Raw genomic sequence first — 24,622 nt, forward strand, 5'->3', positions numbered from 1 at the left:
GATCACTATAAGATAAATTTAAGCCTTTCCTTAAACCAAATTATTAAAGTTTTAAATAAAAACTGAAGCATCAAAACACCATTAATATAATGAGCAAAGAAGCAAAAATAGAAGTACAACTTTATAGCGAAGTAACACAACTTATTGAGCAAAGTAAGCAAAATGTGGCCATTGCCGTAAATGCCGAAATCACTTTGCTCTATTGGAATGTGGGTAAACGCATTAACAACGAAGTACTAAAAAACGAGAGAGCGGAATACGGTAAACAAATTGTCTACGCACTGAGTATACAATTGACACAACAGTATGGTAAAGGCTGGAGCGAAAAACAATTAAGACATTGTATACAACTTGCTAATATCTTTGAGAACGAGCAAATTGTCTCTACACTGTGGAGACAATTGAGCTGGTCACATTTAAAGTTGATAATTTATTTAGATACTCCATTAAAACGGGACTTTTACACTCAAATGTGTATTCATGAGAAATGGAGTGTTCGTACCTTTAGTGAACGCATTCAATCCATGCTTTACGAACGTACTGCCATTAGCAAAAAGCCAGAACAAACCATAAAAAATGATTTGGAATTATTGAAAAACGAAAAAACAATAAGTCCTGATTTAGTGTTTAGGGATCCTTATTTCTTGGATTTTTTAGGACTAAAAGATATGTATTCCGAAAAAGATTTGGAATCATCCATCTTGGCAGAACTACAACGTTTCATCACCGAAATGGGTACTGATTTTGCTTTTATGGCGCGCCAAAAAAGAATCACCATAGACAACCGGGATTATTATATTGACTTGCTTTTTTACCACCGAAGATTAAAATGCTTAGTAGCCATTGATCTAAAAATTGGCGAATTTGAAGCCAGTAACAAAGGCCAAATGGAATTATATTTGCGATACCTGGAAAAATACGAACAAGTAGAGGGGGAAAACACACCCATTGGACTTATTCTTTGCACGGGCAAAAATGAAGAGCATGTAGAGCTTATGCAATTGGACAAAAGCAACATTCGAGTAGCCGATTATTTGACTGCTTTGCCTTCGCAAAAAGTATTGCAGGAAAAATTACACAGAGCCGTAGCAATTGCACAACAAAAATTAATGGATAAAGACCATGAATAACATAGGACAAATAGAACGCCATTCCCAAAACCGAATTGTCAAATTGTTCAAAGATCAGTTGGGCTACAAATATTACGGCAATTGGGAAGACCGAGAAAAAAACAGCAATATTGAGGAAAGCTATTTGGGGAATTATTTACTCAAACAAGGCTATACTGTTACTGTTTTCAGCAAAGCTATTTATGAACTCAAGCAAGTGGCGGATAGCTTTAGCGATGATTTGTACCTAAAGAATAAGAAAATTTATGCTATGCTACGGTATGGCATAAAAATAAAAGAAGACATTGGAACCAATTATACCACAGTTCATTTGATCGATTGGAAAAACTGGGAAAACAATGATTTTGCCATTGCCGAGGAAGTGACCATAAAAGGCAATCGGGATAAACGACCTGATATTGTAATGTATGTCAATGGAATTGCGCTGGGCGTTCTGGAACTCAAACGGGGTTTGGTAGAAATTACGGAAGGTATTCGCCAAAACATCACCAATCAGCAAAAGGAATTTATTGAATCCTTTTTTGCTACCGTTCAATTTGTCATGGCGGGTAATGACACCCAAGGCTTACGCTATGGAACCATACAAACCAAAGAGAAATACTTCCTGAACTGGAAAGAAGAAGAGCAAGATAACAGTGACCTCAAAGTAGACAAGTATTTAAAAAAGATTTGCAACAAAGAGCGATTTCTTGACATTATTCACAACTGTATTTTGTTTGATGCTGGGATAAAAAAACTGCCACGTCCACACCAATATTTTGCATTAAAAGCATCACAGGAACGTATCAAAAAGAAAGAAGGCGGGATTATCTGGCATACCCAAGGTTCCGGAAAAAGTATCATGATGGTGATGTTGGCCAAATGGATATTAGAAAATAATGCCAATGCCCGAGTGATTATTTTAACCGATAGAACCGAACTCGACAAACAAATAGAAAGGGTATTCAATGATGCAGGAGAGCCTGTCAAAAGAACAGGAAGCGGAAGAGAACTTTTACAACAATTAACTCAACCATTGCCAAGGTTGTTGTGTTCCTTGGTTCATAAATTCGGGAAGAAAACGGAAGATAACTTTGAAGATTTTATAACAGAATTAGAAGAAAACCCGGTACAAACCGTTGGCGAATTATACGTTTTTGTGGATGAATGCCATCGAACTCAAAGCGGAAAACTACACTTGGTTATGAAAACCATGTTACAAAATGCCATATTTATTGGGTTTACAGGTACACCATTGCTAAAGCAAGACAAAAAAACGACTTCGGAAGTGTTTGGTTCTTACATTCATACCTATAAATTTAACGAAGCCGTTGAAGACGAAGTAGTCAAAGACCTAGTCTATGAAGGACGGGATATTGACCAGAAATTATCTTCCCCAGCCAAAGTAGATGCTTGGTTTGAAGCCAAAACACGAGGATTGAATGACTTTCAAAAATCGGAACTGAAAAAGAAATGGGGAACTATGCAAAATGTATTGAGTTCTCGATCCCGAATGGAGAAAGTGGTGAGCGATATTCTTTTTGATTTTAGCACCAAACCTAGATTATCCACCGAAAAAGGAAATGCTTTATTGGTGGCTTCCAGTATTTATGAAGCCTGCAAGTATTTCGAACTCTTCAATAGAACAGAGTTGAAAGGAAAATGTGCCGTGATTACTTCATATAATCCTGCAACAAGAGACATTAACACCGAAGACACAGGAGCTAATACGGAAACTGACAAAGAATACATCTTCAAGATTTACTCCGAATTACTCGAAAAAGTAGCCGCCAATCCCAATCAGACCAAAACAGAAACCTACGAAGATAACGCCAAAACAAAGTTTAGAGAAGAGCCTGCCAATATGAAATTATTGATTGTGGTTTCTAAATTATTAACTGGGTTTGATGCACCACCTTGTACTTATTTGTACATTGATAAATTCATGCAGGATCATACCTTATTTCAGGCAATTTGTCGCGTGAATCGTTTGGACACAGATGACAAAACCTTTGGTTATATTGTCGATTACAAAAACCTGTTTGACAGCGTTTCAGATGCTATAAATGTCTATACTTCCGAATTGGATACGGAAACCTTTACCCAAGAGGATTGCGAAGTCTTAATGAAAGACCGTCTAAAAATGGGAAGGGAACGACTGGATAATGCACTGGAAGAATTAGAAATGATTTGCGAGCCAGTTGCGCCGCCAAAAGAGCAATTACAGTACTTTCACTACTTCTGTGGTAATACTGAGATAGAAACCGATTTAAAAGAGCGTGAAGCACAAAGAACCGCATTATATAAGGGAACGGTAGCCCTGATTAGGGCCTACGCTAATATTGCTGGCGATATGGAAGAAGCGGGTTACAATGAAAAAGAAGTAAATCACATCAAAGACCGTCTAGATTTCTATTTGAAACTAAGGGAGGAAATAAGAAAGTTAAGTGGTGAAACCTTGGATTTAAAAACTTACGAGGCAGATATGCGTCATTTGATTGACCATTATATACAAGCAGAGGAATCGGTAGTAGTCTCGCCATTTGGTGACATCCCCTTGTTGGATTTGATAGTAAATTCCGGGATTTCGGATGCGATAAATTCGTTGCCGGCAGGTATTAAATCCAATCAACAAGCTGTTGCAGAAACGATAGAAAACAACGTTCGCCAGAAAATTATCCGAGACCATTTAATTGACCCTGCCTTTTTTGAAGAAATGTCTACTTTATTGACTGCAATCATTCACGAAAGAAAAAATCAGGCCTTATCCTATGGTGATTATCTAAAGAAAATCGCCGAATTAGCCAAAAAAGTGAACGATGGTAAAAAGACAGATGTTCCTAAAGTTTTGAGTAGCCCAGCAAAAGTAGCTCTTTATAATAATCTAGATAATAATATTGAATTAGCTATGGCTTGTGATTCGGCAGTGTTATCTTATAAACAGGATGGATTTCGAGGCGATCTGGTAAAAGAAAGAAATATCAAAAGAGCACTATACAGTGTTTTAAATAATGATGAGGAAGTAGAACGTATTTTTCAAATTGTTGTTAATCAAAAGGAGTATTAAATGCAGGAAATTCAACTTGGAGATATTACTGTTGAAGTGACTCAAAAGGATATAAAAAATGTCCATTTAAGCGTATATCCGCCTTTTGGCAAGGTAAAAATCGCTGCGCCCAATAGAATGGATATTGATACTATTCGCATTTACGCTATTTCGAAATTAAGTTGGATCAGAAAACAACAAGTCAAAATTAAAGCACAAAAAAGAGAAGCACCTCGAGAGTATTTAACCAAAGAAAGTCATTACTTTCTAGGTAAAAGGTATTTGCTAAAAGTTATAGAACACAATGGCTCTCCTGTAGTAAAACTGAAACACAATACAATTGAATTGTATATCAGACCCGAGACTGAAACAGCAAAAAGAAAAGAGATTTTAGAGGAATGGTATAGAACGCAACTCAAAGTAAAGATTCCAGAACTTATCTCAAAATGGGAAACTGTAATGGATGTTAATGTAAATGGATTTGGCATCAAGAAAATGAAAACCAAATGGGGCACCTGCAACATTGAAGCGCAAAGAATCTGGTTAAACTTGGAGTTGGCTAAAAAACCAATTACTTGTCTTGAATATATAATCATTCACGAAATGACCCATCTTTTGGAACGAAATCATAATTCACGTTTTGTAGCACTGATGAATAGTTTCTTACCCAACTGGAAAGAAGTAAAAGAAGAATTAAATCGATTGCCGGTTAGTCATACTGAATGGGGGTATTAGAAATTAAAGATGGAAGAAAAGCAAAGAAGAGGCCGAAACCTCTTTTTTGCTTTTTTAAACAAATAAATTATCACATATACCTTTTCGTTCTTTTGGTGGTTCACGCCTAATTTGTTTATTTGGTCGTAATTTTGATATTGCAACCACTATTGGAATTATATTATAATGCTTACTTTTGGTTCTATAATACCCGAATTCATCCCAGCTATACACCGCATTTTCATTATAGATTTGACGATAAAATTCGGCAAGTGAACTGGCCATGAAATCTTCTGGAGACTCATAAATCGTAACTATTATACAACCCTCTTCCAGTTCCATATCAAGTTGATTATCTTCACAATATAAAGGACACTCTGTAAATATAAAACATGCGTTTTCTGGTACATTTATAAAGTATGCATAATTTAATCCTGACTTTTTACATTCTTTTGATTTTGACCTGCGCTCATAGTACCATTCTAAATTAGAAGATAAGCTACTTTTCTTTACTATGTAACCTTCTACATTTTTAATTTTAAGATTAATTCTGTTTTTCTCTAATTCAGCGATCTCGCTGTTACACTCATTTGTTTTCATAAAAAATTTGTTTGAATTAATTATTATATAAGAAATTGAGCAGAAAGTTTAATCAAAACTTGATTTTATAGTAAAAAAGTTTAGAATTAGATAATTTGATCAATTTTAGACTATACTTATACGTTACACAACTTCCACCATATCGAATCTAATAATATCAATAATATTTATTGTGCAAAATATACCATCCTAAATTTGCTCATTTAATCAAATTTAACTATTTTTGACATACTTAAAAACATTTTTTCAAATGGAAAAAGCTCGTTATATCCGTCAGAGTACAAATCAGCAATCAAACCTTCGCCAACTGGCGAAAGCACATCCCGATGAAAAACTATTTATAGATATTATAAGTGGTTCTATTCCATTTAAAGAAAGACCTCAAGGAAAATTACTGATTGACGCTGTTGAAACAGGTGAAGTTAATTATATCCGTTTTCATGCGATTGACCGTGCAGGCAGAAACACCATTAATGTGTTACAAACCCTTCAATATTTCTATGATAAAGGTGTAATTGTTAAAATAGATAATCTTGGGCTTGAATCAATGATAAATGGTAAAGCAAACCCAGTATTCAACCTTATAACCACAATTTTATCCGAGTTGAGTTCTCTCGAAAAAACCAGTTTATTAGAAAGACAGGCAGAAGGGATTTTACAGGCAAAATTAAGGGGCGGTGTCTATAAAGGGCGTGTTAAAGACACTAAGGATACTCCAGAGGAAACGCTATCAAAACATAAAAGAGTCGTAAAAGCTATAAAATCAAATCCAACGCTATCCCTAAGACAGATTGCAAAACTTGCATCAGATTCAGATTATAAAGTTTCGGCTAATACTGTAAAGAAGGTAAAAGAGTTGTTGAACAATTTAACTTAAAAAATAACTGTGAGCCAATCACGATTATATGAGAGATGAGGAGTGACTAAAGCCTACAAAACTATACAGAAAAGGCATTTAAAAACATCTTATCAAATAAACGAATGTCTTCTAAAAGCCATTGCATTTCGATGTTTCTACAGCATTCATTTTCTAGTTTAATCCCACTTCTAATTCAGTTGAGATAGCCGTAAAATAGATTTTAAGAAACACTTTGGTAATAAAACGGAGGTGGTCATTTTGTTCCGGAATTAGGTGGTCACTTTAAATTGGAATTGGGTGGTCAATATCACTGGAATTTGTAGTATAGAAGCTAAAAATATTATGAGACCCAATACTTTCCAATTCAAATTGACCATCATTTTTTGGGTAAATTGACCATTAAAAACTACTGACTTTTCATGTTGTTAGAACTGGAAAGGATTGATGTGGTGGAAATACTATTGAACCACTTCTTTTCCAGTCATTTCTCTATATTTTTCACTATTAAAGTAACTGTCATTTTCTTCACAACACACTTTCTCATTTGTTATCACTCAATTTTGCCTCAAAAGGTGAAGCAGGTAAATTTTCTTCATTGTATAGATTAGCTTCTTCCGGATTGTCCGCCCAAGCGTATCTTACCCTATATGGTCTTAAAATATTGCTATTCCATACAATAATTTTACTTCCGCTAATAGAAGCTTTTGCCCAAATAAATTTATTGTCTTCGTTAGCAATTGAAAATCCTTTTAACTCTGTACTACCTTTAGAAACTAAACCGCTACCAGTGTTGGTAAATTTTAGAATGAATTTGTTTCCTTTCTGCTTCATAGATTTAAACAATGGACCAGAAGAAACAATTTTCTTGTCGCCATATGCTATTTTTTTTGCTTGTAATGCAAGTCGCTTCCCTACATCATATTTATTTAAAGGATGTATATCATTCCATTCGCCTAAATCAATAGCTACAGCCATTCTCGTATTCGGCACTGATAATGTATTCGTTTGCGCCTGTCTTAATTCTGCCCAACTACTTTCACTTGGTGCAGATTTTACTTCCATAAAGTTGGCAAGTTGAACATATATAAAAGGAAAACTTCCTTGTTTCCAATAGGTGCGCCAATTGTTAATTAATGTCTCCATCAAATCTGAATACTCTGCTGGTTTTTTCGTGTTAGCTTCTCCCTGATACCAGATAACGCCTTTAATTGGATAGTTTATTAATGGCGCAATCATTGCATTAAACAATCCAACCGGTTTCCATCTGATTAATGTTTTAGAGGGCAATGCATCCATTTTCGCCCCTAATTTGTATTTCCAAATACCTTTTAAGTCAATGGAATCATTACCTGAAATAAGTTTATACGACTTATCCAAAACAAATCCTCCTTTTCCAGAATTATTGATTACTCTTATTGCAATTACATTCTTTCCTTCCTTCAAAAGAGTTGAATCAAACAAGTAGCGTCTTGGTGGGTACAAATAAGTTGTAGTACCTACAGATTTGCCATTTATAAATACATAATCCGCATTTACAATCCTTCCCAACAGAAGCTTTGTCATACCAGATTTTTCTTTTGGAATATCGAATTCTTTTCTAAACCAAACAACCCCATTTACATTGCCCAATCCATTGTCTGCCCAATATCCTGGAATATTCATTTTCTGCCAATCTTTATCGTCAAATTCAGGGCTTGACCAGTTATTTTTTAATCCATCGTCGGTGCTATTTACTAACTTATACCAATTATCATTTATTGTTTTATCCTTCGACTCTATTTCTTCTATCAGTTTTTTATCTTTGAACTTTTGGGCTTCATTATAATAGTCTGGAATTTTTCTGATTGCATCTTCACTTATCCAAGCTTCCGCAGGCGAACCACCAAGTACGCTATTTATTAGTCCAATTGGAATTTTATATTTTGTATAAATTTCATTAGCAAAAAAATATGCTACAGCCGAGAATTCTAAAATATTCTCAGGATTTACAACTATCCACTTTCCAGATTCAAAATCGTCATTCGGTTTTTCAAAATCAAATTTAAAAGGCACCTTGAATTGCCTAATATTTGAATTGTTCGCATTAGATATTATGTCACTATATTTATCTCTTACCCTTTCCATAGTAAGTTCCATATTTGACTGTCCACCACAAATCCAAACATCACCAAAAAGAATATTTTTTAAAATAATTTTGTTGCTGGCTGAAAAAGTCATTTCATGGGGCCCTCCTGCTTTTTGGGGTGGCAATTGTATTGTCCATTTTCCCTCTTCAGATGCAACTGCGTTATACTGTTTGTGATTAAATTCCAATTGTATTTTTTCATTGGGGGAAGCCCAACCCCAAAGTTTTATATTTGTCTGTCGTTGCAATATCATACCATCACTAATAAGCTGGGGTAGTCTTATTTGAGAATATCCAAAATTGCAAATCAATATAGTAATTAAGAATATACGTTTTTTCATTTCATATAATTTAAATTCTGATGGTAAATACTGAAGTCTTAGCAGTAAATAATCTTACCGTTAATCCATTACTTTCGGATACTTAAAGAATCTCCTTTAACAATAAAAAATTTGATTAGGATGTGAATTCTAACAAACAACCATTTCTGATAATATCTCGCGTTCTTTTATGGCTTTAGTAATGTCTACAGAATAAAAAACGCCTAATAATGAAGTTATTATTCATTTTAACCATAAAAACCTAATCCATAAGAAACACCGTTAATCCTCTGGCACCATGAGCACCTAAAACTAATGATTGCTCAATATCTGCTGTTTTTGAAGGTCCAGCTATAAAAGTCCCAAAATCATATTCTTGATTTCCGATACGGTCATAAGCCTGATGCATAGTCTCCACAATGTCTTTTTTATGTACTACAATTGCCAAATATTGAGGAATAAATACAGCTACGCGTTGCCCTGATATAACATCCGTTACCCATAATGCAGAATTTTCCGCAACACCAAAATGCGCTTTAACCAAAGTCAATTCTACATTTTCTAAAGTATGTGGATCATTGTTAAACCAATCAGTCGCTGCAATTTCAGCAAGTTCTGGAATCGTCGTAATCATTCTTTTTTCGGTTGCATAGTTTTTTTTGACAAACGAAATTATAGCATCATAATTAGGAACTTCTACAAAGTCTCCTCCAATTCCCTTCAATACCGTCTTATATTTATCGAGTATCTCAAAAGATTCCAATCCTAAAGTACCTAAATTAGGTAATTCACTGATTGCTTTCGGTTGGTTTTGTTTTATTTTTTCTAAAATAGTGGTTCTGCTACTCATTTTGTTTGTCTTTAGATTCCTTTGCATTTTTCTTGTACCATTCTCTAAATGATTCCTCAGGTGGCGCAGGCATTTCTCTTTGTTTATACCAAGGATTAAGGCTATTATTGACCAAAATCGGTATGTTTTTCATCACAAATCGTCCTGCTTTTCCAGCAAAATCAAAAACCATAGGATTGGCCAAAACGGTTGCCATTCCTTTCATTGCGACCGTTTTCCCCAATGGAGTATGTCCTTCTTTTACCAATACCTGACGCCATTTATACAATTGATCGTGAATATCAATTTTTACTGGACAAACATTCGTGCAAGAACCGCAAAGGGTACTGGCAAAAGGCAAATCAGCATTTTTACTCATATCAAGATTCGGTGCCAATATCGAACCTATAGGTCCCGCCACCGCATTATGATAACTGTGACCTCCACTGCGTCTGTAAACCGGACAGGTATTCATACAGGCCCCGCAACGGATGCATTTCAATGAACTCCTGAAATCTTCTCTGCCTAATTGGGTCGTTCTGCCATTATCGACAATAACAATATGCATTTCTTTCCCATCTCTAGGCGTTTTAAAATGACTGGAAAAAGTGGTAATCGGTTGTCCCGTTGCACTTCTTGCCAATAATCGAAGGAAAACACTCAAATGTTTGCGCTGGGGAATTATTTTCTCAAAACCCATACAGGCAATATGTACATCAGCAAGGTGCACACCCATATCAGCATTCCCTTCATTGGTACAAACTACAATTTCACCCGTTTCAGCAATAGCAAAATTGACTCCCGTCAAAGCCACTTTTCTCGTCAGGAAAGCATCTCTTAAATGAAGACGTGCCGCTTCGGTTAAATATTGCGGATCATTATTTCCTTTTTCGGTTCCAAGATGCTCGTGAAAAGTTTCACTTACATCTTCTTTTTTAAGGTGAATCGCCGGTAAAACAATATGACTTGGCGGTTCTTTTCTAAACTGAACAATACGTTCTCCTAAATCTGAATCGATTACATCAATTCCTTTTTCGAATAAATATTCATTCAAATGGCATTCTTCGGTGAGCATTGATTTAGACTTAACCATCTGCTTCACGCCATGTTTTTCCATTATAGAATGGACTATTTTATTGTGTTCATCGGCATCCGCAGCCCAATGAATAATAACTCCATTTTTCTGGGCATTCGATTCAAATTCAAGCAAATAATCATGGATATTCGAAAGCACATTATTCTTGATTTCTGAAGCCGTTTCTCTGAGTAATTCCCATTCCGGAATTTGAAAAGCCGCTTTATCTCGTTTTTCACGAACAAACCAAAGCGTTTCATCATGCCAATCTACTCGTTTTACATCTTTATTAAAAATCGCTGCGGCTTCGCTATGTTCTAAATTATTTTTCATATAGTAGCGTTTAATATTTCCGCAATGTGAATAATTTTTATCGGGCTTTTTTGTCTTTTCAAAATGCCTTCTAAGTGCATTAAACAGGACATATCGCCACCGGTAATGTATTCTACCTGATGGTCTTCATGGTCTTTTATACGATCCTGTCCCATTTTTACAGAAATCGCTTCTTCGGTTACACAAAAAGTACCCCCGAATCCACAACATTCATCTTTTCTGCTTAATGAAACCAGATTTATCCCTTTAATTTTGCTTAACAATTGTTCCGGCTTAGAGAAAAATGGCGCATTCAACTCAGTCATTTGCGAAAGCTTCAACCCACGTTGTCCATGGCAACTTTGATGCATCCCTACTTTGTGGGGAAAATTTCCGGGAATCATTTCGATTTTCAAAATATCGGTAATAAACTCGGTTAATTCAAAAACTCGCTTTCTCATTTGAGAAGCCAATGCTTCATTGTTTTCATCATGCAAATGTTCTTTGACATGCAATACACAACTTCCCGAAGGGCAAACTATATAATCAAACTCGGAAAAATTGGCAATAAAATTAGTATCACAACCTTTAGTCAGATGCTCATACCCGCTATTGGCCATGGGCTGTCCACAACAGGTTTGCTTTATTGGAAAACGAACATCACAGCCTAATTTCTGTAATAATTCATAGGTTGCAATAGCCACTTTTGGGTAAAATTGGTCCACATAACACGGTATAAAAAGTCCAATTTTCATATTAATGTTTGTAAAATTTTAAATCGATCAAATCATTTTGAATCGGTTTCGGGTTCCAATTTTTATGAATGGCCAATGCAGCACCTAAAGCACTGGCTTGTGCCATAGAAGCAGCATACACTTCCATTTCCGGGAAAGCTTCAGCCAGTAAATTCATAAAAATAGAGTTTTTACTAAAACCACCATCCACAAATACTTTCTTAACAGGACTATTATGAATCACTAGGTTAGTTGAAAGTATTTGCTGTGCAACGATATCCAACATCAATTGATGATAGGTAATTTCGTAATTTTTAAAATCACTAAGATTTCTCTTTTCAAAAGGAGATTCTCGAAGAATTTTATATTTATCATCACTTGAAGAATATCTTTTAAGATTGATTCCCCTCAATTTAGAAATGATGTTTTTGTCAAAAAGGATCTCTTTATAAGAATCTAATGGCACTCCAAAATGACTCGCTAACTTTTTGGTTTGCACTTCATGTTCATTACCGGCAAACAAACGAGCTGCCTTCACAGGCTTTTCTTTGTATTGCAAATAACACAAACAGTCGTATTGCATTTCATCAAAAGTCAATGGGGTATCATTGAAAGGATTCATCGAAATACTCCAGGTTCCAGTTGATAACAAAACGAAAGGCTCCGTAAAATTTATCATATATGGAATAATTGCTGAAGAACTATCATGTAATCCTACTCCAACAGCAATATCTCCTATTATATTTATAGTATGTCCCGCATCATGAATACGCGGAATTTTATCCGCTATATTTTCTTTCTTAAGCCATTTGTGATACTTCGTCTTCTTGAAATTCCAAAGATTGGTATGACAACCGATACTTGTAATATCTGCAAAATATTTTCCCGTTAAAAGAGAACTTAAATATTGAGGCAAGTGCAAACAGTATTTCACTTTCGCAAATAATTCCGGATTTTCTTCTTTCAAACGGTAAATCTGCATTCCGGAATTTAAACTTCCTAAAACAGGAGAAGCAGTTTTTAGGGCAAACTTTTCTTCTCCTTTGTATTTGTCATAAAACTTCTTTTTTAGCGCTTCAGGATATGGTTTTAGATAATTATATAATGGTGTTAAAGAGTTACCTTCTTCATCCACATAAATAAAACTGGCTCCATAGGTGCTAAAATTTACCGCTTTTAAGATATATTCTTTTAATTCCTGCATTTCTGACAACCTAAAAACGATCCAGTTTCTGAGTTCTGCAATATCTTCGCAAGGGAAACCATCTTCATCCACTGTTTCAGGAAGATTCACTGATTTTTCCCAAACAATTTGATAGTTTTCATTAAACAGAAAGACTTTTTTGTTTGTTTTACCGATATCAAAAATCGCTGCTACATTCATTTTTGATTGGTTTTTACAAGCCCGTTGCTACTGTTTTAAATCCTCTCTCGGTGATAAGACCCTTTCTTACTGCAAGATCACGGTATAATCCAACTGGATTTAATGCAGCTCCTGAGCGCAAACGTGCTTCGGCAACTAAGGCACGAACATCGGTACGGAAAGCATTTTGTAAAATCTCTTGCGACGTAACGACATCATTTTCATTTTGAGCAATTTCCAATGCTTTTCTGTCAACTGAAAGTGCTTGTGCATAAGCAACCATAATTCCTTCAACTGATTGTAATAAATCTTCCATCGGATCTTTTACGTTATGCGAAGCATCAATCATCCAGCCTAAATCTTTAGCGTGATTCATTCCTCTGGCATCCATTCCTTCTACCAATTCGTTGAAAATCAAAAATAATTGATATGGTTTTAATGCACCAGCAGTCAAATCATCATCGCCATATTTCGAATCATTGAAGTGGAAACCACCTAATTTTTCTTCCATTAATAATAGAGAAACGATTTGCTCAATATTAGCATTTGGAAGATGGTGACCTAAATCAACTAAAGTGAAGGCCTTGCCTCCTAATTTTTTCACATAAGAATACGATTGTCCCCAATCGGCTACTGTGGTAGAATAAAAGTTAGGTTCAGCACATTTGTATTCTAAATACATTTTCCAGTTTGATGGTAATGCAGCATAAATTTCTTCTAAACTTTCCAGTGTATTTTGATATGCTTTACGAAAATTCAATTGTCCCGGAAAACAAGAACCATCGGCAAGCCAAACCGTTAATGATTCAGAACCTAAAGCAATTCCTTGTTGAATCACTTCTATATTATGAGCAATAGCTTGTTTACGAACTGCTTTATTTACGTTTTGTAACGAGCCAAATTTATACGAATGTGCTTGACCAGCCTGATCTTGAAACGTATTTGAATTAACCGCATCAAATTTTAAGTTGTGTTGTGCAGCTAAGTTTTTGATGGCTTGATAATCTGTTGGTATATCCCAAGGAATGTGTAATGATATTGCACCAGAAGCATTGTTTAATGTATGTAACAAACCTACATCTTCAATTTTTTCTTCTAATGAACGTGGTTCTCCACCACCCGGAAAACGACCAAAACGAGTTCCTCCTGTTCCTAAAGCCCAAGATGGAATTGCTATTTGGAAATCAATTAATTTTTGGATAATATTTTCGGTTTCACCAATTTCTGACGCGGTGAAAACCAATTTATTTTTATGAGATTTTATTAAATCTTCATTATGTGAGGCTATTTTGTTTGAATCAATTAACATGATATTTTTTTATAAAGTTAAATAAAACTTATTTTAATATTTTTTACTGAAATTATGTTCTGAATTTTTTTTCCTTGTATTGTTTTATTTAAAAAATTCTAACGCCCAAAGAATAGGACGTTAGAAAAACCAAACCAAAACCAAATTTTATCTATAAAAGCCCATGGCTACTCCGCCGTCAACATTCAAGGCATTTCCTGTTGATTTATTCAACAAGCCTCCTACAAATGCAAAACAAGCATTGGCAATATCATCAGGCAATATAATTTCATTTAATAAAGTACGTTTTGCATAGTAAGCAGGTAATTCTGCTACTGTAACTCCATACGCTTTCGCACGACCTTCAGCCCAACCACCTGACCAAATATTAGAATCAGAAATAACAGCATCAGGATTTACGGTATTAACACGGATTTTATCACCACCTAATTCGGCAGCCATTAAACGGGTTAAATGTGCTTGAGCTGCTTTTGCTGAGCCATAACCTGGGTTATTCGGTCCTGCAACTACTGCATTTTTGGATACGATGTTCACTAAATCACCACCAAATCCTTGTTTGCGCATTACTTCTATTCCGGCTTTAGAAACAATAAATTGTCCTTTTACCAAAATATCATATAATTTATCCCAGTCTTCTAAACTGTGTTCCGCAATAGATTTTGAGATACTGATTCCGGCGTTATTCACTACAATATCCACACCTCCAAATGCCAAACAAGCAGCATCTAATGCTTTTTCTGTACTTTTCTCATCCGTTACATTTAATAAAGTACTTGAAACTGCATCTTTACCAAAAATTTTGATAAAATCATTTGTAGCTCCTTCTAAACGTTCTACATTGATGTCATTGATAACGACACAAGCACCTTCTTCTGCAAATCTCTTCGCAATAGCTTTACCAATTCCACCTGCAGAACCTGTAATCAAAGCGATTCGTCCTGATAAGGCTTTTGGTTTTGGCATACGTTGTAATTTAGCTTCTTCAAGCAACCAATATTCAATATCAAAAGCTTCTTGACGAGGCAGCGCCGTGTATTCTGAAACTGCTTCAGCACCTTTCATCACGTTTACCGCATTGATGTAATATTCTGATGCCAAACGAGCCATTATTTTATCTTTTGCGAAAGTAAACATCCCAACTCCTGGATATAAAATCACCACAGGATTTGGATCACGCATCGCTGGTGAGTTTGATTTATTACAGGTATTGTAATATTCTGAATACATCGCACGATACGCTTCAAAAGCAGGAGTTAATTTTGCTTTAATCGCTTCTACATCTGATAAATCTTCATTTGGGTCTAAATCAAGAACCAAAGGACTGATTTTAGTACGCAAGAAATGGTCTGGACAAGAAGTACCCAATGGTGCCAATTTAACTAAATCATTCGAATTAATAAATTCCAAGACTCTGGCATCGTCCGTATAATGACCTATCATTTTGCGCTCTGACGAACAGAAACCGCGTAATATCGGAGCTACTTTGGCAGCTTTCAACTGACGTGCTTCCAATGGAAGGCTTTCTATCTTTTGACTTCCAAAAACTGGACGGTTTTTACCGTAATTGCTTTCTAAATATTCGGCACATTTTTCGATTACTTCAAGTGTATTTACATAACTTTCATAAGATGTGTCTCCCCAAGTAAATAAACCATGTGAACCCAACATTACTCCTTTTAATTTTTTACCACGAGACTCCGCTTCTTCTAAACAAGCGCGCATTTGTAAACCCAAGTCGAAACCTGGACGTTGCCATCCCACCCAACCAATTTCTCCGTTGAATAATTCTTCCGTAATTTTAGCTCCATCTTTTGCGGCAGCAATAGCAATAGCAGCATCCGGATGCAAGTGATCAATATGTTTGAAAGACAAGAAACCGTGTAAAGGTGTATCAATTGAAGGAGCTTTTGAACTTAAATCAAAAATACAATGATTGAATAATTCCACCATTTCGTCTTCGAATTCGATGCCTTTGTAAACGTTTTCAAGATTGCGAAGTCTTTCTAAATAAAGTGCCGCACAACCTGATTTTGTTAATGTTCCGATGTCGCCACCAGAACCTTTTATCCACATTATTTCAGAATCTTCTCCAGTTAATGGATCTTTATCTGTAATTTTTACGGACGTGTTTCCACCGCCATAATTTGTTAGTCTTAAATCGGCTCCTAATAAATTAGAACGATATATAAAAAGTGCCACTTCATCTCCTTCCAATTCTCTAGCTTTCGCATCATTCCACAGGTAGCTTACGTGCTGAAAATTTATATTATTTATATTTGACATAGTGTTTTATTAATTTATTTAAAAAAGAGTTTCAAATTTTTTTGAAATATTATATTAAAGAGAATTCCCAATTCCGACCAATACTATTGATAATAAAATCAGTCCAATTCCCCATAGAAATGTTCTAAACGTTTTTTGAGAAACACCTGACCATTCTTTCAGATAAAATCCCCAAAAATTAGCTGTTAGAATAATGGTTGCCATGTGCAAAATCCAAGAACTGGCACCGTTACCCAATTTACTTTCGCCCATTCCATAAAAGAAAAATTGTAAAAACCACATCGTACCTGCAAGGGCAGAAAACAAGGTATTTTTAGCAATTGGAATTTTAGCATTCGCATAATCTCCAAAAGTTTTATTTTTAAAATTAAGGTACATACACCAAATAAAGTTAGAGGTAAGTCCTCCCCATAGTAGAACAATATAGGTCACATTATTCTGAAATAAAGGATTAGCCCCAAATTTAATTGCTTCCTCAGCCATTGGTTTTCCTGCTTCGATTCCGAAATTAAAGAATGAACTCAGAATTCCAGAGATAACCGCTATGATAAGTCCTTTGACTAAACTAAAATCTTTATCGCTATTTTCCGGTCTGTCTTTAGAAAAATCAGCTTCTTTTAGCATTCCGGCTTTTCCTGAAATAGCAATACCAATAAGACAAACCAAAACACCTAACAGAACCATTTGACCTCCGGAATTTGAAAGCATATCAGTAAAAGAAGTTTTACCTTCAACAGGGTAAAAATTATAATAAACAGAAGGTACTAAAGCTCCAAAAGCCGAGCAAAACCCCAATACAATTGAGTTCCCCAATGACATTCCTAAATAACGAACAGCAAGACCATAGGTTAATCCGCCTATACCCCAAATTAATCCCATTGAATAAGTAAATGCTTTTATAGTAGGGGTCGCTGCACCAATAATTTCAACAAATCCGGGAATGGTTAAATAAGCCGCAATTGGCGGAACTATCAACCAAGAGAAAAATCCACCTACAATCCAGTAGCTTTCCCAAGCCCAATCTTTTACCTTTTTGAAAGGCATATAAAAACTTCCTGAGGAAAAACCTCCTATTGAATGAAAAAGAATACCGAGAAGTGATTCCATGTTATATTTTAATTGGTGTTAGTGAATATGATCTTGTAAAATAAAAGAATATCTAAAACAAAACTGTCCTATACAATCCTTATAAAAATACCTTTTTTATTTTTTTTTTAATAATTCGAGTACTCTAGATTTAAACAAGAGCATCATTGTCATTTACCTTAGTTCTAATCTTTAAACTTGTTTTTAAAGTGTTGCGAAAAAAAGAACCATTAACTTAAAATAGTCATCAAATTCAGTTAAAGGCAACGTCTCTGGCTTATCATAAATATCGTGGTATGCTTTAATTCCTCCTTGGGTATAAATATAAAAGCTAGGCACTCCTTTTTCATAAAAAGGATGGTGATCGCTTCTGTTCAATTCGCCGCGAATATCTACTTTGGGAAGAAGATTATGTTCTTGATTTAATTTGACCAAAGCATCAAATTTAGATCTAAAAACGGTTCCATTTACCACCCTAATACCCTCTTCTCCAGTACCCGCCAAATCAAAATTATTTAAAAATTTAATTTTTTTTAGATCAATAAGTGGATTTTTGACAAATGCACGTGAGCCCAAAAGCCCTATTTCCTCACCACTAAAAGCAATAAAAACCATATTATATTTAGGCTGGTTTTTAGAACAATAACGAGCTAAATTTAGCATAAAAGCAGTTCCGCTTGCATTATCATTAGCACCTAGAAAATAGGAATCTTTACCCATCATCCCAAGATGATCATAGTGAGCTGAAACAACAAGCAACGAGTCCGTATTCGAGCTCCCTTTAATCATTCCAATCACATTCCTTGTTGTATATTCAGGAACAAATTTGCTTTCAATACTAACGTCAATACTTGTAATGTCCGAAGAATTAAAATCCTTTCTATTGATGGTTATAACAGGTCTGGTCGTTTGATAGGTCAATGTTCTCCATGTCAGTTTAAGATCATTGTATTCAATAAATCCTTTAAATTTTAATTTAAAATCCTCTTTTAAAGAAGTAATATTAGCTTCAATCCTGTTTTTTTCTTCTTTCGTTTCTTCAGAATTAGGACGAGAATCTAACAAGATAAAGCAGTCTGCTGCTTTATCTATAAGAACTCTAAATTTAGCTTCGGTATCGATGTCTTTTCGAGATACAGAGATCACTTTGTATTTTCCTTTTATTGAAGGACTTGTAGTTACAACTAAATAATCCTCACCCGGAGTTAAAACCAAGTCATTAAGTTTTACATATATTTTTCCAGGAAAAGTATTTACTGAAAGATTAAAATCTTGAAAATAAGATCCTTTATTTATAGGCTGCAAACCAAATTTTTTAAACTCATTTGCAATAAAAGATGAAGCACGCTTGTCCCCATTATGAACATAACCTCTGCCTTTAAATTCAGTAGATGCTAATTTTTTTATAACACTTTTGGCATAGCTTATATCTTGAGAATAACTACCAAAAGACGTTGCCAATAATGCTGTTATAAACAACATTTGCATTGCATTTTTTAAAGAAAATTTTAATATATTCATTTGTATAAATTAATTCGTTTTTTATCTGTTTATTTATTATTTTTCAATCACTTGCACTTTTATATGAGAGGAAGCTCCTAAATGAAAATACACTTTATGATTGGCTTTCTGAAAAGCAGACTCGTCTGCAGTATAAATATTCGTGAAAGTTTGAGGATTACGATCCACTAAAGGAAACCACGAACTTTGTATTTGAACCATAATCTTATGCCCTTTTTTAAAACAATGGCTCGCATCCTGCATATCAAAAGTCACTTCTGTAATTTCATTAGGAGTCATTGCTTCCGGAGAAGAAAATGAATTTCTAAATTTTGCTCGCATTACCTCTCCTCTTACCATCAATTGATAGCCTCCCATTTTCACATTTGCATTAGGGCTATTATTGGCTGCATCATTAGGATAGACATCAATTAGCTTTACAACAAAATCGGCATCTGTACCTGTAGTTGATACAAACAAATCTGCCGTTAACTTACCGGATATGATTACGTCTTTGTCTAACACTTCTGTTTCAAAAGTGATTACATCGGGTCTTGAAGCAAATATTCTTTGGTCTTCTACCAGATATTCATTCCCTCGAAATATTCTAATTTCTGAGGTAAAAGGAACTGGCTTAGCGGGATCGCTTTGGTATTCTGCAAATAGAGGAACCGCAGAAGAAGGTCGTTCAAAAGATAATTTACCTTTGTCCTGTAAATATAAATACTTCTCAACAGCTTCAACAGGTGGCCAAGCTGAATACTTTTTCCATAGATTACTTCCTGTTTCAAAAATATATGCTTTAGGCAATAGCGGATCTGTACTATTCTTTAAATAAAACTTAAAAAAAGGCAATTCGATTTCAGACCTGTAAAATTCCCCTGTTTTGCTTCCGAAGTTTATGTTTCCTATACTCTCTCCATCTCTTCTGTTCCAAGAACCATGGTACCAAGGCCCCATAACTAAAACCGTCTTTGACAAAGGCTTTGCGTTTTCTATAGCCAAGAAAGTCTTCAACGGTCCATAAAGATCTTCTTGATCAAACCAGCCTCCTACAGTGAGTACGGCAGGCTTAATTTTAGAAAGATGAGGAAGTGGAGAACGAGATTTCCAATATTCATTATAGGTTTCATTCTCCATCATCTCATTCCATAAGGGATTCGTATATTTCAAATAGCGGTTGTTTATATTTTTTATTGAACCTAAATCTAAATAAAATCTATAGCTGTCTGGAGTTCCATATTTTGAAAAACCGGGGGCTCCTTTGATAGAAATACTGTCTCGTTTTTGTCCAAAAGAAGAAAGAAAAGAGAAACTTCCCATTAACATAAAAGCACCGTTATGGTGTCTATCATCTCCAATAAACCAATCTGTTACGGGAGCCTGAGGCGAAACCGCCTTTAGAGCAGGGTGTGAATCTATTAAAGAAGATGTTGCGTAAAATCCAGGAGAAGATATTCCCCAAATCCCAGCCTTTCCATTATTATGGTCTATATTCTTAACTAACCAATCTATTGTATCGTAAGTATCCGAACTTTCATCAACCGTTTTTCGATTCTTTTTGTTTGGAATATACGGACGGTTTGCCACGAAATTTCCTTCCGAAAGATATTTACCTCTCACATCCTGATAAACAAAAATGAATCCTTCTTTAGTAAGCAAACGATTGGGGCCTACAGGAATTCTCATTTTATTTTCAGAATAAGGAGCAACGCTATATGGCGTACGACAAATTAAAAACGGGTATTTTTGATCTTTTTTTTGAGGCATATAAATGACCGTATAAAGTAAAACACCGTCCCTCATTGGGATTTTTTTAATTAACTTAACATAATTTTCACTACTGTATAGCGTATCATCAGCTGTATTTTTTTCTTGTCCATTTACAGCCAGATTACCTGCAAAAAGAAGAAACAAACTTAATTTTACAATGACTTTCATATCAATCTATTACTTATGATTTTTTTTAGGTTTTTTAGACATAATAAACTCTAAATGACCTCCCTTAGCAATTTCGTCATGTGTTATATAAGTACGATTTAAAACATTTCCATCCAGAATTACCTTTTCGACATACACATTGCTATCACCTTGGTTTTTTGTGGAGATTTTAAATGTATTTCCATTTTCTAAATTCAAAGAAGCATCTGTAACAACTGGACTTCCTAATTCATAATTCACAGATCCAGGAGACATTGGGTAGAAACCAAGGGCACTAAAAATATACCATGCGCTCATTTGACCGCAATCATCATTTCCTCCTAAACCATCCGAAGTTGGCTGATACATTTTTTTCATAATCATTCTTACTGTTTCCTGAGTTTTCCAAGGTGCATCGACATAATTATATAAATAAGGAACATGATGAGAAGGTTCATTACCATGAACATAATTTCCAATAATTCCCTCTCTGGTTATGTCTTCGGTTTCTGCAAAAAAATTATCCGGTAAATTCATCGTAAACAAAGAATCTAAGCGTGTTCTAAATTGTTTTTTGCCTCCCATCAATTCAATCATCGCCTTTGGATTGTGTGGCACAAACAGACTGAAATTCCAAGCATTCCCTTCTATAAAACCCTGATCGTGTGTGCTCAAAACATCAAATTCCTTTTTGAATGTACCGTCGCTCATTTTAGGACGCATAAATCCAATTTTGGAATCATAAACATTTTTCCAATTTTCAGAACGTTTCAAGAAAGTGTTATAAACATCCGTTTTATTCAGTTTTTTTGCTAATTGTGCAATACTCCAATCATCATAAGCATACTCCAATGTGTTCGAAACCGAAGTTCTATTTTTGTCTGCCGCAACAAATCCGTTGTCCATGTAATCATCAATTCCTTCATAATTTCTGTGATTTGCTGTTTTAATACAAGCATCTAAAGCTTCTTGTGAGTTTCCTTCATAGTTTCCTTTTATAATTGCATCCGCAATTACCGAAACACTATGGTAGCCGCTCATGCACCAATTATCATTGGCATAATGCGACCAAATAGGTAACATTTTTAAGGCACTTTGTTCATAATGAGCCATCATTGAACGCACCATATCTGAATTCCTTTTGGGCTGAATCAGATTTAACAAAGGGTGTAAAGTTCTATAAGTATCCCATAATGAAAATGTTGTATAATTTTCGAATCCTTTTACAAAATGGTTATTCTGATCCAATCCTCTATATTCACCATTTACATCGGTATACGTAGTTGGGTTGATAAAAGTGTGGTATAATGCAGTATAAAAATTTACTTTATCATCTTCATTCAATGTATTTATTTCTATTTTTTTTAATTCTTTGTTCCAAATCTCTTGACCATCCTTTTTTACTTTTTCAAAATCCCAATGCGGTATTTCGGTTTTTAGATTTAGTAAAGCATTTTCCTGACTTACCGATGACAAAGCGAATTTAATTTTGATTTTCTCGCCTTCCTCTGTATTAAAATCAAAGTAAGTCCTGATTTTTCGCCCTGCCATTTCCGGGAAATTTTTGGTTTGATCAAATTTTCTCCAAAAACCTTTATACACTTCTTCTTTATCGTAATTTTTTTGTCCATAAGCAACAAATGCTTTTGAGAAAGTCATCGCAAAATAAACAGTTCGGGTTCTGGCCCAGCCAGATGTTTGTCTATAGCCAGTTACTAAAGTGTCATTTATTACCCTCAAATAGGTCCAGACGTTTTTATTTTCGTAATTATAATTTCCAGCAATCAAATCCAAGATAATATGAGAAGAATTCGATTTTGGGAAAGTGTATTGATGCATCCCAACTCTTTTTGAAGTAGTAAGCTCAGCAGTTATGTTGTAATCTTCTAATTTTACTTTATAATAATTGGCTTCAACCGTTTCCGTTTTATGCGAAAAAGCAGAACGAAATCCATTTTTGTTTCCCGAAACAGTACCCGGATTCAAAAACAATTTTCCAGTTGTAGGCATAATCAAAAAATCGCCCAAATCTGAATGTCCTGTTCCGCTAAAATGCGTATGACTAAAACCTACAATCGTGGGGTCGGTATATTGATAACCCGCACAGTATTTGTAAACATCTGCATTGTATTTTCCGTTTTTCACGTACGAAAGCGTATCGGTTTCGGGACTCAGTTGTACTGCTCCAAAAGGCACAGTTGCCCCCGGAAAAGTATGTCCCATTTTTTCGGTACCAATTATCGGTTTTACATATTGATACAATTGTTTCTGTGAAAATAATTGAACCGAAACCGAAATAAGAAGAAGCGTTATAAGTCTTTTCATTTGTAATTCACTATTATAATATATTAATTATTAATAAATGTTTTCTTCAAAAATTAGTATAAACAATCGAATCTAAAAATAAGGAAGTTCTTCTTTAATTTTTTCCCAAAATACCTCATTGAAAAGATAAGTCGAACCTATAATACTAGTCTCCTCTGTATTTTCAATAATAATGATTGGTAAATTAACATTTTTGATTTTTAAATTTTGAGTTATTTTTGGCAAGAATAATTGATGGCATCTTGCAATGTTACCTCCCAATACAAGTAAATCAGCATCAAATTCTACTAAGAATGGGAACAAAAAATCGCTTACATTATTTGCAAATTCTTCAAATATTATAGAGGTGTATTCATTTTGAATGCTTGCTATTTCTTTTACTCCATCTTTAAGCTTTTCTCCTGTATACTTTTCATACTGACCCAAAAACCATCTCGTTGAAAAATAGTTATCTCCTATACTTGCTTTAAAAGGCTTATCCCATAAACACCCATTATGGGGTACAGTATTACCAGTAGTAATAGGCAACCTTTCATTTAAAAAAGAAGCTCCAAATCCTGTTCCTAAAGTAATTGCTATAATCTTTTCTTTAACAAAAAGAGATTCTTGAATAAGGGAACTTCCTACTCCAAAGCAGCTTGCATCGTTCAAAAACCGAAAACTTACATCCTTAACAATTAAATGTTTTAACAGTTCTTCTGAAATACAAATATTATATAATGATTCATATTTATCATTATCTTTAAACATCGCTATCCCCGTTTCGTACTGAAATGGACCTGGCATAGAAAATGCAATTCCAATAGTTTGATTGGTATCAATTTCTTTAATTGTTTTATTAATTATTTCTCCCCATTTTTTTATAATTACATCTTTTGAAGCTTTACTATTAACCGCTCCGCTAAAATATGTACCTGGGATTATTTTAAAGTTTTCACTTTCAACGGCAGCACTACTAATATGACTTCCACCTATGTCTACTCCTATTGTTATTGACATTTCATAACTGTTTTAATTATTTTTTTCATATAGTTTAATTAAGTATAATTGATTATCATTATGATACTAATAAAACTTTTTACCCTACAAAACTTTACGCCTATTATCTTTTAT

General features: G+C 34.6%; 17 protein-coding genes. 4 read left to right on the forward strand and 13 right to left on the reverse strand.

Features of this window, described 5'->3' with window-relative positions:
- Nucleotides 1-89: 89 nt before the first annotated feature.
- Genes E0I26_RS04115 through E0I26_RS04125 form a run of 3 tightly spaced genes read left to right on the forward strand, consistent with a single transcriptional unit; the run spans nt 90 to nt 4,890 of the window.
- On the forward strand, nt 90-1,130 hold the full coding sequence (locus tag E0I26_RS04115) for a PDDEXK nuclease domain-containing protein (RefSeq protein ID WP_131915232.1): 1,041 nt from the start codon (nt 90-92) through the stop codon (nt 1,128-1,130).
- Nucleotides 1,123-4,176 (forward strand): type I restriction endonuclease subunit R, encoded by a 3,054-nt coding sequence (locus E0I26_RS04120; protein ID WP_131915233.1) that lies wholly within the window; start codon nt 1,123-1,125, stop codon nt 4,174-4,176. The genes E0I26_RS04115 and E0I26_RS04120 overlap by 8 nt, the downstream gene beginning before the upstream one ends.
- Nucleotides 4,177-4,890, forward strand: a complete 714-nt coding sequence (locus tag E0I26_RS04125) for a M48 family metallopeptidase (RefSeq protein WP_131915234.1) — start codon at nt 4,177-4,179, stop codon at nt 4,888-4,890.
- 54 nt (nt 4,891-4,944) lie between these two features.
- Here the strand turns inward: E0I26_RS04125 and E0I26_RS04130 are convergent, their stop codons facing one another.
- A complete protein-coding gene (locus tag E0I26_RS04130) occupies nt 4,945-5,469 on the reverse strand; it encodes a hypothetical protein (RefSeq protein WP_131915235.1) in 525 nt (174 codons plus the stop codon).
- A gap of 250 nt (nt 5,470-5,719) precedes the next feature.
- Between E0I26_RS04130 and E0I26_RS04135 the strand changes: the two genes are divergently transcribed.
- Complete coding sequence (locus tag E0I26_RS04135; protein ID WP_131915236.1) at nt 5,720-6,346, forward strand: recombinase family protein; 627 nt, start codon at nt 5,720-5,722, stop codon at nt 6,344-6,346.
- 522 nt (nt 6,347-6,868) lie between these two features.
- Here the strand turns inward: E0I26_RS04135 and E0I26_RS04145 are convergent.
- From E0I26_RS04145 to E0I26_RS04200, 12 genes are all read right to left on the reverse strand, one after another.
- Nucleotides 6,869-8,794, reverse strand: a complete 1,926-nt coding sequence (locus E0I26_RS04145) for a sialate O-acetylesterase (RefSeq protein WP_131915237.1) — start codon at nt 8,792-8,794, stop codon at nt 6,869-6,871.
- 241 nt (nt 8,795-9,035) lie between these two features.
- Entirely contained in the window at nt 9,036-9,623 is a 588-nt protein-coding gene (locus tag E0I26_RS04150) for a LutC/YkgG family protein (RefSeq protein ID WP_131915238.1), read from the reverse strand.
- On the reverse strand, nt 9,616-11,010 hold the full coding sequence (locus tag E0I26_RS04155) for a lactate utilization protein B (protein WP_131915239.1): 1,395 nt from the start codon (nt 11,008-11,010) through the stop codon (nt 9,616-9,618). Before E0I26_RS04155 ends, E0I26_RS04150 begins: the two co-directional genes overlap by 8 nt.
- Nucleotides 11,007-11,744, reverse strand: a complete 738-nt coding sequence (locus tag E0I26_RS04160; RefSeq protein WP_131915240.1) for a (Fe-S)-binding protein — start codon at nt 11,742-11,744, stop codon at nt 11,007-11,009. The genes E0I26_RS04155 and E0I26_RS04160 overlap by 4 nt, the downstream gene beginning before the upstream one ends.
- A gap of 1 nt (nt 11,745) precedes the next feature.
- Nucleotides 11,746-13,107, reverse strand: a complete 1,362-nt coding sequence (locus E0I26_RS04165) for an FGGY-family carbohydrate kinase (RefSeq protein ID WP_131915241.1) — start codon at nt 13,105-13,107, stop codon at nt 11,746-11,748.
- 13 nt (nt 13,108-13,120) lie between these two features.
- Nucleotides 13,121-14,395, reverse strand: coding sequence for a TIM barrel protein (locus E0I26_RS04170; protein ID WP_131915242.1), 1,275 nt, complete (start codon nt 14,393-14,395; stop codon nt 13,121-13,123).
- A 147-nt stretch (nt 14,396-14,542) separates the two neighbouring features.
- Nucleotides 14,543-16,678 carry a bifunctional aldolase/short-chain dehydrogenase gene (locus E0I26_RS04175; protein ID WP_131915243.1) on the reverse strand — a complete coding sequence of 712 codons (2,136 nt, stop codon included), beginning with the start codon at nt 16,676-16,678 and terminating at the stop codon, nt 14,543-14,545.
- A gap of 54 nt (nt 16,679-16,732) precedes the next feature.
- A complete protein-coding gene (rhaT, locus tag E0I26_RS04180; RefSeq protein WP_131915244.1) occupies nt 16,733-17,785 on the reverse strand; it encodes an L-rhamnose/proton symporter RhaT in 1,053 nt (350 codons plus the stop codon).
- Between the two features lie 183 nt (nt 17,786-17,968).
- Nucleotides 17,969-19,285, reverse strand: coding sequence for a M28 family metallopeptidase (locus E0I26_RS04185; protein WP_205728771.1), 1,317 nt, complete (start codon nt 19,283-19,285; stop codon nt 17,969-17,971).
- 36 nt (nt 19,286-19,321) lie between these two features.
- Nucleotides 19,322-21,205, reverse strand: coding sequence for a CocE/NonD family hydrolase (locus E0I26_RS04190; protein ID WP_131915245.1), 1,884 nt, complete (start codon nt 21,203-21,205; stop codon nt 19,322-19,324).
- 9 nt (nt 21,206-21,214) lie between these two features.
- A complete protein-coding gene (locus tag E0I26_RS04195; RefSeq protein ID WP_131915246.1) occupies nt 21,215-23,509 on the reverse strand; it encodes a GH92 family glycosyl hydrolase in 2,295 nt (764 codons plus the stop codon).
- Between the two features lie 72 nt (nt 23,510-23,581).
- Nucleotides 23,582-24,508: an ROK family protein gene (locus tag E0I26_RS04200; protein ID WP_131915247.1), complete on the reverse strand. Its 927-nt coding sequence runs from the start codon at nt 24,506-24,508 to the stop codon at nt 23,582-23,584.
- Nucleotides 24,509-24,622: the final 114 nt, after the last annotated feature.

The organism is Flavobacterium rhamnosiphilum, assembly GCF_004349195.1.
Taxonomy (GTDB): Bacteria; Bacteroidota; Bacteroidia; order Flavobacteriales; family Flavobacteriaceae; genus Flavobacterium; species Flavobacterium rhamnosiphilum.